The organism is Kitasatospora sp. NPDC004240, assembly GCF_053603215.1.
The window spans coordinates 51,640-62,773 of record NZ_JBSGFD010000027.1; the positions used below are offsets into that span (position 1 = coordinate 51,640).

At 75.6% G+C, this 11,134-nt stretch carries 14 protein-coding genes and 1 pseudogene; 7 read left to right on the plus strand and 8 right to left on the minus strand.

The features are described 5' to 3' along the window. Positions 1 to 10: 10 nt before the first annotated feature. The 3 genes from ACWEQL_RS10260 to ACWEQL_RS10270 all read right to left on the minus strand — a co-directional run bounded on the left by ACWEQL_RS10260 (position 11) and on the right by ACWEQL_RS10270 (position 2,928). Complete coding sequence (locus tag ACWEQL_RS10260) at positions 11 to 763, minus strand: hypothetical protein (RefSeq protein ID WP_452149765.1); 753 nt, start codon at positions 761 to 763, stop codon at positions 11 to 13. A 288-nt stretch (positions 764 to 1,051) separates the two neighbouring features. Then, complete coding sequence (locus ACWEQL_RS10265; RefSeq protein ID WP_452149766.1) at positions 1,052 to 2,065, minus strand: hypothetical protein; 1,014 nt, start codon at positions 2,063 to 2,065, stop codon at positions 1,052 to 1,054. Beyond that, a complete protein-coding gene (locus ACWEQL_RS10270; protein ID WP_452149767.1) occupies positions 2,062 to 2,928 on the minus strand; it encodes an RNA polymerase sigma factor in 867 nt (288 codons plus the stop codon). The genes ACWEQL_RS10265 and ACWEQL_RS10270 overlap by 4 nt, the downstream gene beginning before the upstream one ends. A 324-nt stretch (positions 2,929 to 3,252) precedes the next feature. Here ACWEQL_RS10270 and ACWEQL_RS10275 point away from each other — a divergent pair, with 324 nt between their 5' ends. The 4 genes from ACWEQL_RS10275 (at position 3,253) to ACWEQL_RS10290 (ending at position 6,125) form a co-directional block, all read left to right on the plus strand. After that, positions 3,253 to 3,990 (plus strand): tyrosine-protein phosphatase, encoded by a 738-nt coding sequence (locus tag ACWEQL_RS10275; protein ID WP_452149768.1) that lies wholly within the window; start codon positions 3,253 to 3,255, stop codon positions 3,988 to 3,990. A 73-nt stretch (positions 3,991 to 4,063) separates the two neighbouring features. After that, a complete protein-coding gene (locus tag ACWEQL_RS10280; RefSeq protein ID WP_452149769.1) occupies positions 4,064 to 4,510 on the plus strand; it encodes an N-acetyltransferase family protein in 447 nt (148 codons plus the stop codon). A gap of 76 nt (positions 4,511 to 4,586) precedes the next feature. Then, on the plus strand, positions 4,587 to 5,294 hold the full coding sequence (locus ACWEQL_RS10285) for a class I SAM-dependent DNA methyltransferase (protein ID WP_452149770.1): 708 nt from the start codon (positions 4,587 to 4,589) through the stop codon (positions 5,292 to 5,294). 87 nt (positions 5,295 to 5,381) lie between these two features. Continuing rightward, the gene (locus ACWEQL_RS10290; protein ID WP_452149771.1) at positions 5,382 to 6,125 is read left to right on the plus strand and encodes a Clp protease N-terminal domain-containing protein; all 744 of its coding nucleotides are present in this window, start codon (positions 5,382 to 5,384) and stop codon (positions 6,123 to 6,125) included. A 71-nt stretch (positions 6,126 to 6,196) separates the two neighbouring features. Here the strand turns inward: ACWEQL_RS10290 and ACWEQL_RS10295 are convergent, their stop codons facing one another. Beyond that, complete coding sequence (locus ACWEQL_RS10295) at positions 6,197 to 6,688, minus strand: NUDIX domain-containing protein (RefSeq protein WP_452149772.1); 492 nt, start codon at positions 6,686 to 6,688, stop codon at positions 6,197 to 6,199. A 74-nt stretch (positions 6,689 to 6,762) separates the two neighbouring features. Here ACWEQL_RS10295 and ACWEQL_RS10300 point away from each other — a divergent pair, with 74 nt between their 5' ends. Both ACWEQL_RS10300 and ACWEQL_RS10305 read left to right on the plus strand, forming a co-directional pair. Continuing rightward, positions 6,763 to 7,248 carry a GNAT family N-acetyltransferase gene (locus ACWEQL_RS10300; RefSeq protein ID WP_452149773.1) on the plus strand — a complete coding sequence of 162 codons (486 nt, stop codon included), beginning with the start codon at positions 6,763 to 6,765 and terminating at the stop codon, positions 7,246 to 7,248. 106 nt (positions 7,249 to 7,354) lie between these two features. After that, on the plus strand, positions 7,355 to 7,648 hold the full coding sequence (locus tag ACWEQL_RS10305) for an STAS domain-containing protein (RefSeq protein ID WP_452149774.1): 294 nt from the start codon (positions 7,355 to 7,357) through the stop codon (positions 7,646 to 7,648). Here ACWEQL_RS10305 and ACWEQL_RS10310 read toward each other — a convergent pair. The 4 genes from ACWEQL_RS10310 to ACWEQL_RS10325 all read right to left on the minus strand — a co-directional run bounded on the left by ACWEQL_RS10310 (position 7,559) and on the right by ACWEQL_RS10325 (position 10,785). Next, positions 7,559 to 8,533, minus strand: a complete 975-nt coding sequence (locus ACWEQL_RS10310) for a sigma-70 family RNA polymerase sigma factor (protein ID WP_452149775.1) — start codon at positions 8,531 to 8,533, stop codon at positions 7,559 to 7,561. The genes ACWEQL_RS10305 and ACWEQL_RS10310 overlap by 90 nt on opposite strands. Positions 8,534 to 8,605: 72 nt before the next feature. Next, positions 8,606 to 9,838 (minus strand): serine hydrolase domain-containing protein, encoded by a 1,233-nt coding sequence (locus ACWEQL_RS10315; protein ID WP_452149776.1) that lies wholly within the window; start codon positions 9,836 to 9,838, stop codon positions 8,606 to 8,608. Between the two features lie 265 nt (positions 9,839 to 10,103). Next, positions 10,104 to 10,376, minus strand: coding sequence for a hypothetical protein (locus tag ACWEQL_RS10320; RefSeq protein ID WP_452149777.1), 273 nt, complete (start codon positions 10,374 to 10,376; stop codon positions 10,104 to 10,106). A gap of 142 nt (positions 10,377 to 10,518) precedes the next feature. Further along, positions 10,519 to 10,785: a UBP-type zinc finger domain-containing protein gene (locus ACWEQL_RS10325; protein ID WP_452149778.1), complete on the minus strand. Its 267-nt coding sequence runs from the start codon at positions 10,783 to 10,785 to the stop codon at positions 10,519 to 10,521. An 81-nt stretch (positions 10,786 to 10,866) separates the two neighbouring features. On the opposite strand from ACWEQL_RS10325, the pseudogene ACWEQL_RS10330 reads away from it, so the two are divergent. After that, positions 10,867 to 11,134 (plus strand): annotated as a pseudogene (locus tag ACWEQL_RS10330) (hypothetical protein); the annotation flags it as partial.

Below are 11,134 nucleotides of genomic sequence, written 5' to 3' on the forward strand. Positions count from 1 at the left end.
AGTCGGCGGCCTACGCGGTGGGCTTGGTCGGCTTGTTGCCGGAGTTGCCCGGCGGGTCGGTGGGCCGGCCGTGGCCGGGGGTCGCGTTGCCGTTCCCGTTGCCGTTGCCCGGGGTGGGGACGGCGGTCGGCGGCCCGGCCTGGGTGGGCCGGGCGGTGGTCGCGGCCGGTGAGGGCGCCCCGGCCTGCGCCTGGTCGGGCCGGTGGGTGGCGGCCGGGGCGGCCGGCTCGTCCTGCGCACTGTCCGGTCCGGCGGTGCCGGTGATCCCCGGCAGCGGCGCGGGTGCCTCGGGCGCGGGCGCGCTGGGGGCGGGCTGCGGCAGCGGCAGGAAGGGAGCGCTCACGGTGGGACCGCCGAGCACCGTGCTGGCCAGCAGGACGAGGTACCCGGCCGCCGGGACGGCGAGCACCAGGCCCAGCCTGCGCACCCGGCGCTGGCGGCGGCCGGAGGAGTCGACGAACACCGGCGGGGCGGTGTCGGCCTCCTCGGGCCCGGCGTCGGCGGCGGGGACGTCCGGGGCGTCGGCCCCGGGGTACCAGCCGCCGGCCTCGGCGTAGGCCGCGTCGAACGCCTCGGCGTGGGCGTCCGTGACCGGCAGGGTGGCGGTGGCGTCGGCCAAGGTCTCCCCGGCCGGGCCCCAGGACCCCGTTCCGGCGGAGTACGCCGGAACGGTGTCGGGGCCCGGCCAGGCGAGGGGGGCGGACGGGGAACCGGGCAGCGGATCCCCGGCCGCCGGATCGTGGTGGCGTTCGCTCACGGTCACGGCTGGTCCAGGTCTGGTCGTGCGGTACGGCCCGCCCGGGTGAGGGGCGGGCGGGCCGTCGGTGTCCGGTCCCGGCCGGACCGGCGGGCGCGTCCGGGGTGCGCCTGCTACCGGTCCGGCCGGGGCCGGGGCCGGGTGGACGGCGGGCACGGGGGAGCCGACCGGCCACCCGGAGTCTCGGGTGGGTGGTGCTGGTACTGCGGGGTACTGCCGGTGGTGCAGGTGGTGCAGTCCGGACGGACGACGGGCCCGGGGGGATTCGCCCGCCGTCCGTCCGGAGTTTCGGGGTCACCTCTTGGGTGACGATTCCTCCGCGGTGCGTTCGGCGGCCGTACCGGTCGGCTTGGCACTGCGGTCGGTCTTCGGTTTCTCGCTCGGGGCGGGGGTGCCCCGGTTGGCGGTGCCACCGCTGTTGGCGTTGTTGCCTGTGTTCCCACCGCTGTTGGCGTTGCCTCCACCGGCGTTGCCACCGCTGTTGGCGTTCCCGCCGCTGTTGGCGTTGCCGCCCGAGGCATGGGGTTGCGGGGAGGCGCCCTGGCGGTCGTCGTCACCCGCCCGCGCGAGGACGGCCCCGCAGTAGCCCTCCACCTTGTCGGGCCCGCCCGCCGCGTCGACCAGCGGCCCGAACTTCCCCTCGCCGGCCAGCGCGTGCGGGCGTTCGCCCTTGCCCGCGCGGTCGGCGAAGGTCCGGCAGAGCGCGACCAGCGCCGGGTCCACCGGGTGGCCCGTGTTCCCGGTCGCCGCCGGGGACGCGGCGCCCCCGGCGGACGGCCCGCCGGAGGACGGTCCGGTGGTGCGGGAGCCGCCGGCCGTGCCGGAGCCGGCGGACGGGCCGCCGAGGGTGCCCGGCACGAGGGCCGGACGGCTCGGCTCCGGCCCGCCGCCCAGGGGCGAGGGCAGGTTCCCGGTGCCGGCCGCGACCGCGACGCCGCCGAGCGCGGTGGCGGCGAGCACGGCGGCAGCGGCCTTCGTGCTCAGGGCCTTGGAGGCCCGGGCCAGCGCGGCGGTCGCCATCGATCGTCTCCGGACGGGTTCGGTCACGGTTGGTGCGGGGGCGAGACGGACCGACCGGAACGCGGCCAGGGCCGCCTCCTCACCGGCCAGCTCGCCCTCCGTCGCCGGGGCCGCGGCGGCGGCCAGTACGCGGGCCAGGCCCTCGTGTCCGGCGCCGCCGACCGGTCCGGCCGGGCGGGCGTCTGCGGTGAGGTGGGCGTCCGGGCCGGCCGGCGTACCGGCCACGGCACCGCCGAGCAGCTGCTCGGCCGTGTCACGGTCGATCCGACGGGATCGGTTGGTGCTCATCTCATGTCCTTCAGCGTCGCGGCCCGGCGGTCTGTCACACCCTGCGGAGAATTTTTTTTCGCGGATCCGTGCGCGGATCCGCCCCCGGGTCGTCTTGTCCCCTTACGTCCGGTTTCGCGGCCGGTCTCGGCACCCTCCCCGGTCGCCTGGGCGGGGATCCCGCCCCCGCCGGAGCGGTCGAAGCCGGTGCGCTCCAGAAGCTTGGCGAGGCCGCGCAGCCCCCGGTGGGCGGCCATCCGCACCGCGCCCGCGCGCTTGCCGAGCACCCCGGCCGCGCTCTCGGCGTCCAGCCCCAGCACCACCCGCAGCAGCACCGCCTCGGCCTGGTCACGGGGCAGCCGGGAGATCAGCGCCAGGGCGTCCGAGGTGCCGACCGTGGTCAGCGCGGAGCGGGCGGTGTCGTCACCGGCGGCCAGTTCGGCCAGGTACTCGAAGGGGAGGTCCGCCACCGGGCGCCGGCGCCGGGCCCGCAGGTGGTCCATCGCGCGGTTGCGGGCCACAGTGGCGGCCCAGCCCCGGAAGCCGTCCCCGTCGCCGGAGAAGGTGCCCAGGTCGCGGGCGATCTGCAACCAGGCCTCGGAGGCGATGTCCTCCGCGTCCTGGGCGTCCTCCGGCCGTCCGCCCACCAGGACCCGCAGGTAACGCAGCAGGCCGGGCTGGACGGCCCGGAACAGGGTCCGGAACGCCTCCTCGTCGCCGGCCTGTGCTGCCCGCACGGCCGCCGACAGGTCGCCGGGCTCTGCTGTCGCTCGTGGAGCCGCCCCTTCGGGCGGCGGGCCGGTCCGCGGAATCCCTCCGGGCCGGCCGACGGCGCTGTCGGTGCCCGCTGCCGGGCGCTCTGCACTCTGCACCCGCCACATCATGCGGCATCGGCGGGGCCCCCGGGGCCGGGCTTGCGCGAGGACGAAGGCCCAGGTCGGGCGGGGCCGATGTGCTGGCAGTCACTGCCACTCGACCCCGGCCCCGGACCGGGCCGCCCGGCCACGGCGGTCGGTGGGCGAACCGCGGTCTGCCGGGGGCCGCCCCTCACCCTCGGCCGGGGCCCGCCTCCACACCCTCGGACGGGAGCCGTGGGGCCCGGGTGACGGTCTTTTCGGACTCTCCGCGACGAACCGGAACCTTCCGGGTTACCCGGGAGTCCTGATAACGAGGGGGTAACGGGACCCCCGGGAAATCGGGGAGCCGCAATGAGCCGCACGCACACGCTGACCACCGCCGTCGAGGACCGCACGCTGGTCTGGGACGGCTGCCTCAACGTACGCGACCTCGGCGGGCTGCCCACCACCGACGGCCGACGCACCCTCCGGGGGGCGGTCACACGGGCCGACAACCTCGACCGGCTGACCGCCGAGGGCTGGGACACCCTCCTCGACCACGGCGTGCGCACCGTCGTCGACCTGCGCGACCCCGCCGAGTACAAGCCGCTGCTGGCGCCGCGCGACGGCGTCGAGCTGATCCGGGTGCCGCTCGACCAGCTGGCCGGCGACCGGTGGTGGCACCGCTACGGCCACTTCGACGGCACCCCGCTCGCGCTGCGCCCGTACCTCGACCACTGCCCGCACGCCGCCGCCGCGCTGGTCACCGCGGTCGCCCGGGCCGGCGACGGCGGCGTGGTGGTGCACTGCGGAGCCGGGCGCGACCGCACCGGGCTGGCCGCGCTGCTGCTGCTCTCGCTCGCCGGCGTCGAGCCGTCCGCGATCGTCGCCGACTACCTGCTCAGCGCGCCCAACGTCCGCCCGCTGTACGGCATGCTGGGCCTGCCCGACCAGCACGCACGGATCGACGCGGTGCTCGCCGAGGCCGGTACGACCGCCGAGGAGGCCCTGTACGCGGCGCTGGACGGCTTCGCGCCGGCCGGCTACCTGCTGGCCGCCGGCGTCGACCCGGCCGACCTCGCCGCCGTCCGCGCCCGCCTGCTCGGCTGACCGCCCGCCCGCCTGCTCGGCCGGGCGCGCGGGCGGCGGGTGCCCCCTCGGGCCCCCCTGCCACACTCCCCACGTGATCTTCAGAACCGCGGAGGCCCGCGACCTGCCCGCCATCATCGCGCTGCTGACCGACGAGCGGGGTGTGACCGACCCGGCGGCGGTCCGGGTCGACGAGTCCTACGCCCGCGCCTTCGCCGACGTGGACGCCGATCCCCGCAACGAGATGCTGGTGCTCGACGAGGGCGACGGCACGGTGCTCGGCTACCTCCAGCTCACCTACGTCCCCGGCCTCGGGCGGCACGGCCAGGAGCGCGCGCTGATCGAGGGCGTCCGGGTGCGCGCCGACCGGCGGGGCGCCGGGCTGGGCCGCGACCTGCTGGAGCGGGCGATCGGCCGGGCCCGGGAGCGCGGCTGCACCCTGGTCCAGCTCACCAGCGACAAGCGCCGCACCGAGGCGCACCGCTTCTACGCCTCGCTGGGCTTCGCGCGCAGCCACGACGGGTTCAAGCTGACGTTCTGAGCCCCGCCGGGGCCGCCCGCCGGTGCCCGGATTAAATGCTTCGCCCGCGAGCGGCCGAGTCGCAATACTGGCCGCCATGGTCGACTTCTCCGATTTCGACACCCGGGGCTACCCCGTGGTGGACGTCCGCACCGGCTACGCACAGTGGGTGGAGACCTACGAACGGACCGTCGAGGACGCGATGGACCTGGCGGTCCTCGACCGGCTCACCACTCCCGACTGGTCACGGGTCACCCGCGCCGCCGACCTGGGCTGCGGCACCGGCCGCACCGGTGCCTGGCTGCGCGGGCGGGCCTCCGGGGGGCTGGTCCTGGACGGCGTGGACCTCACGCCCGAGATGCTGGCCGTGGCCCGCGACAAGGGCGTCCACGACTCCCTGACCGAGGCGGACGTGGCCGCCACCGGCCTGCCCGGCGGCACGTACGACCTGGCGGTCTCCTCGCTGATCGACGAGCACCTGGCGGACCTCGGCCCGCTCTACCGGGAGGCGCTGCGGCTGGTCCGGCCCGGCGGCCGCTTCGTCCTGGTGGGCCTGCACCCGTACTTCATCATGGCGGCCGGCATGCCGACCCACTTCACCGGCGCGGACGGCTCGGACATCGCCATCACCACCCACGTCCACCTGGTCAGCGACCACCTGAGCGCCGGGCTGGCGGCTGGCTGGACGCTGGTCGAGATGGCCGAGGCGGTGGTGGACGAGGACTGGATCGCGCTGAAGCCCAAGTGGGAGAAGTACCGCAGCCACCCGGTCTCGGCGGCGTACGTGTGGGAGCGGCGCGACTGAGCGATCGCCGACCAGGCGAGGCGCCCCAACTCGAAGAAGCGACAACCGTAGGTTGACGATCCCGTATCGACAACCTACGGTTGACGCATGGAGAATCCCAGCGTTCCGAAGACCACGCCGCTGCGCCTCGACGACCTGATCGACGCGATCAAGACGGTGCACACCGACGCGCTCGACCAGCTCTCCGACGCGGTGATCGCCGCCGACCACCTGGGCGAACTGGCCGATCACCTGATCGGCCACTTCGTCGACCAGGCCCGCCGCTCCGGCGCCTCCTGGACCGACATCGGCCGCAGCATGGGCGTCACCAAGCAGGCCGCCCAGAAGCGCTTCGTCCCCAAGGACCCGGGCCGGCCCACCGACCTCGACCCCAGCCAGGGCTTCAACCGCTTCACCACGCGGGCCCGCCACGTCGTGATGGCCTCGCAGGAGGAGGCCCGCGCGGCCGGCAACGACGAGATCCGGCCCGAGCACCTGGTGCTGGGGCTGCTCGCGGAGCCCGAGGGGCTGGCCGTCAAGACGCTCGCCGCCCAGGGCATCACCCCGGAGGCCGTGCGCGCCGCGGCGGCCGCGGCCCTGCCGGCACCCGCCGCCGAGGTCCCGGGCCTCATCCCGTACGACGCCCAGGGCAAGAAGGCCCTCGAACTCACCTTCCGCGAGGCCCTCAAGCTGGGCCACAACTACGTCGGCACCGAGCACATCCTGCTCGCGCTGCTGGAGTTGGAGAACGGCGCCGGCGTCCTGGCCGACCTGAACGTGGACAAGACCGAGGCGGAGACCTTCACCGCCGAGGCCGTCGCCGCCTACATCGCGGCCGGCGCCGAACAGTAGGCCCCGCCGGACAGCAGGCCCCGCAGTACCCGCCGGGCCCCGGGACGGCCGCCCGGGAGCCCGTCGGTCCGTCAGAACCCGGACACGTGGGTGGTGATGATCCTGACCCGGCCGTCACCGGCCGCCTCGATCGCCGCGCGCAGCCGCAGGGAGCGGGCGGGGCCGAGGAGTTCCAGCGCCTCGGCGTCGGTGACCCAGCGGTAGTCGTCCAGCTCACCGGCCGGCACGACCACCGGGGTGCCGTCCGGGACGGTGCCCAGGTCGAACAGGAAGTGCTGCGCGGGGTGGTCGAGTTCACCGGACGGGTGGGTCCAGGAGATCGCCAGCAGGTCGCCCGGCTCGCGGACGATCCCGGTCTCCTCCTCCAGCTCCCGCTTCGCGCACTCGGCCGGGCCCTCGCCGAGGTCGATCGTCCCGCCCGGGAATTGCCAGTGCTCGCGGTAGCCGGCCTTCACGATCAGGATCCGTCCGGACGCGTCGCGCAGCACACCGCCCGCCGCCGCGTAGATCCGGGGCAGCGAGGCCAGCCACTCCGCGCGCGACCTCAATGGCTCGGCATCCACCGTCCGCCTCCTCCACGTCTCCCGGGAGCACCCACCCCGCCCATTCTGCACGCCCGAGCCCTAAGCTTCCGCCCATGGTGGGACTGGAACGGCTGCGCGCCGACCACGCGGACGCCCTGCTGGCCTTCGAGCGGGAGAACCGGGCATTCTTCGCCCGCTCGGTGCCGGACCGCGGGGACGCCTACTTCACCGGCTTCACCGAGCGGCACCGCGCGCTGCTGGCCGAACAGGACACCGGCCTCTGCCACTTCCACCTCGTGCTCGACGAGCACGGCGAACTCGCGGGCCGGATCAACCTGGTGGACGTGGCCGACGGCGGCGCCGACCTCGGCTACCGCATCGGCGAACGCTTCACCGGCCGCGGCCTCGCCACCGCCGCGGTCACCGAGGTGGCCCGGCTGGCCGCCGCCGGGTACGGGCTCTCGCACCTCACCGCGTCCGCGCGGCTCGACAACCGGGCCTCCCTGGCCGTCCTGCGCCGCACCGGCTTCACGCCGGAGGCGGACGTCGAGCTCCCCGACGGCCCCGGCCGCCGCTTCCGCCTGCCGCTGCGGGCCTGACCGCCGGGGCGCGGGGCGGCGTACGAGGGGCGACGTACGAGGGCGGTGCCGGGAGAAGTCCGCCCCGCGCCGATGACCGGGCGCCCCGGGAACGGTCTGAACCCGTATGGAGAAGACCCGAGCCGGCACGCCCGCCCCGCCCGCCGCGCTGATCTGTGACGTCAGCGCCCTCATCCATCCCGACCTGCCCGTGATCGACGCCCTGGCCAGGCTCCGGCTGGCCGTACGGCGGCACGGCCTGGAGCTGCGCCTGCACGGCGCCGACGAGCACCTGCGCGGGCTGCTCGCGCTGACCGGACTGGCCGGGGTGCTACCCGTCGAGCCGCTCCGGCAGCCCGAACAGCGGGAACAGCGTGTCGGTGTCGAGGAAGTTGGTGAGCCCGGTGATGCGCCCTCCTGACACCTCCAGCACGATCAGCGCCCAGGGCGTGTGCCCGCCCTCCGGGCTCGGCCGGTACTGCCCGAAGGCCGGACCGCCGTTGGCCTCCACCGGGACCAGCCGGGACCCCCGGCAGCCTGCGCCCGGCCCGAGCATCCAGTCCCGGATGGACCCGTGCCCGCGCAGCCACAGCTCGTACGGCGGCATGTTGAGCGTGGCGTCCTCGTGCAGCAGGGCGGCCAGCCCGTCCATGTCGTACGCCTCGAAGGCCGAGACGTAGCGGGCGAGCAGGTCGCGGTGCGCGTCGTCGAGCACCGGCGCCGGACGGCCGGCCGGGGCGTCGGCGGCGAGCACCGCGCGCGCCCGCTGGAGGGCGCTGTTGACCGAGGCCACGGTGACGCCGAGCAGTTCGGCGGCCTCGTCGGCCCGCCAGCCGAGCACCTCGCGCAGGATCAGCACGGCCCGCTGCTTGGGCGCCAGACGCTGGAGGACGGCGACGAAGGCGAGGCGCACCGAGTCCCGCTGGGCGGCCACCTCGGCCGGGTCGCCCGTCGCGGACAGCACCCGGCCGTCGGGGGCCGGGCCGATCCAGTTGACCTCGGGCAGCTCGGCCAGGGTCGCGGTGGCGACGGTGGACGGGCCGGCCAGGTCCATCGGGCGGGCCCGGCGGTTGCGGCCGTTGAGGGCGTCCATGCAGACGTTGGTGGCGATCCGGTAGAGCCAGGAGCGCAGCGCGGAGCGCCCTTCGAAGCCCTTGTGCCCGCGCCAGGCGCGGACCATCGTCTCCTGCACCGCGTCCTCGGCCTCGAACACCGAACCGAGCATCCGGTAGCAGTAACCCGTGAGCTCGGTGCGGAACCTCTCCAACTGGACCTCGACGGGCCCGTCGGTCACCAGGTCGGTCATCGCGCGCCCCCACGCCGTGTCGCCAACGATCACCCGCAACGTACCGCAGGGCACCGACGGCCGCGCCCCGGATCAGTACTTCTGGCCCGAGCCGAAGGAGGTGGTCACGATCTCCCACACCTTCTCGAACTCGGCGCCCTGCAGACCGGTCGGGTTGATCGAGTAGACGAGGGTGCGGCCGAGGTCGCGGGTGGCGAAGATCCCGCTGGTGTAGCCGGGCCGGGAGCCGGTCTTGCCCCAGACCACGGTGCCGTTGGGCAGGGTGGCGCGCATCAGCCCCTTGCTGAAGCAGGCCCGGCCGGCGGTCGGGCCGATCTCGCAGTTCTTGTTCCGCAGGTTGGGTACATCGGGGACGGCGAACAGCTCGGCCTGCTGGGCCGGCGGCAGCAGGCGTCCGCGCACCAGGGCGTTCAGGAAGCGCTCCAGGTCGGCGGCGGAGGAGACCATGCCGCCCTCGGCCCACGGCCAGGGGCTCTGCTCGGTGACGTCCACCCGGGTGGCGGGCTCGCCCGGCGCGCCGGGGACGTCCAGGTGGCCGGTGGTGTGCGGGCCGCGCAGGGTGAGGTCCCCGGCGGCCGGGACGTAGGTGTCGCGCAGGCCGAGCGGGCGGGCGATCCGCCGCTGCACCTCCTCGGCGAAGTTCCGGCCGGTGACCTTCTCGATGACCATCCCGGCGACGAAGGTGTTGATCCCGTTGTACTGCTGCGCGGTGCCGGGCGCGAAGCCCATCGGCCGGCCCGTCGCGGCGGCGACCACCTGGGCGGGCGTCCAGGAGTCGGCGCGGTGCTCGGCGAACCAGCGCTCGGTGCCGTCCCCCGAGGTGCCGGCGCCGGCGGGCAGCCCGCTGGTGTGGTCGAGCAACTGGCCGACGGTGACGGGCGGGTAGTCGGCGGGCAGCACCCCGGGCAGGTAGTGCTGGACGGTGCCGTCCAGGTCGATCCGGCCCTCGGCGGCGAGCTGCAAAACGACCGTCGCGGTGAAGACCTTGGAGATCGAGCCGATCCGGAACCGCGCGTCCGCCGGGACGTTCTCGCCGGCCGTGCCGGACCACGCGCCGCCCCGGCCGCCGACCCGGGCCAGCGCGCCGGTGATGGCGCCGCCCGGCACCTCGGCGAGGGTGCGCTCCAGGGCCGCGCGGTCCAGCGGCGCGCCCGCCCGCAGCGCCCGCTCGGTGGCCGAACTCCCCGGCGCCGCAGGGCGGTCGGAGGCCAGCGCCGGAGTCGTGGCACCGGCCGCGATCGCGACGAGCAGCGCGCCGGAGGCGGCGAGGACGGTCCAACGACGGCTCTGCTTCTGGGTGTTCACGGGGTTCGCTCCAACATCGGCTCGTACGGACGGACTTCGCTGTGGTGCCGTCGTCGAGTCTGTCGGCCGCCCGGTGCCCGGCCCATCCGGGAACGTCCCCGAACCACCCCCGAAAGACCCCCGAGCCGACCCCGGGAGGCCCCCGGGCAGGCGTCAGGGGCGGGAGGCCCCCTGCGGGCCTCCCGCCCCTGGTCGGAGCGTCCATGGTCGGAGCATGCGCGGTCGGAGCATGCGCGGTCGGAGCGCCCGTGGCTCCCCGGCCGGTTCAGTGCGCCGAGTGCTTCTCCGCGCCCCGGTGGCGGTGGCCCTTGAGCTCCGTGTGCATCGCCGGCGCCGATTGCATGGTCGTGGTGGCGACGTCACGGCCGCCGTGCCGGAAGGCGCTGCCGGAGCGGGCCCCGTTGCCGGCCGGCGGGGCGTTGCCGCTCAGCCGTGGCGGGACCGACTTGGCGCTCGTCGCCATGCCCCGGCGCTCCAGTACGTCCTGGGTGCCCCGGCGCAGCTTGCTGGTACTGCTCGGCGTGCGCTTGGTCATCATCGACCTCCCTTCGGCGGTCACCGGCCACGCGGACGCGGGTCGGGAGGGCCGCACGGGCGTTATGTCCGGATTTTAGCCGATGTACTCCTCCGCGCAGCCCGGCCCATCCCGTAGCCGGTCCGTCCCGTGGCCGCGCGGGCCCTCAGCCCATGACCTCGTGGACGTAGCACCAGCGCCAGTCCTCCCCCGGCTCGTACGAGCGGATCACCGGGTGCGAGGTCGCGTGGAAGTGCGCCACGGCGTGCCGCTGCGGCGAGAAGTCGCAGCAGCCGATGTGGCCGCAGTCCAGGCAGAGCCGCAGGTGCACCCAGTCACGGCGGCCCTGGGCGAGGCAGTCGGCGCAGCCGTCCTCGGGCGGGATCGGCGCGAGGTCCGGGGGGGCCGCCGTGAGGTCTTCGCACGCGCTCATGGACGCAGGGTAGTGACGGCGGGCCCGGCCCGGGCCACAAGACACGCGCCGCCGGCCCGGCCGCCGTGGGAGCATGCCCCGGTGGCCATCGTGACGCAGGAACAGGGCGGCGCCACCGGCCGCGCCGGTGATCCCCGTACGACCGACGGTGCCCGGGTCCCGGAGCAGGCACGCCCCGGCGGCCCCGACGACCCCGGTACGCCCGGCATACCCGGCGCCCCCGGGCGGCCGGGCGACCGCGGCACGCCCGACGGCCGCGAACTCCTGGACCTCCGGGAGGAGGGCGTGTGCGCCTCCGTGCGCGCCCGCATGCTGCCGCTGCTGGCGGACCGGATCGGTGACACGGAGC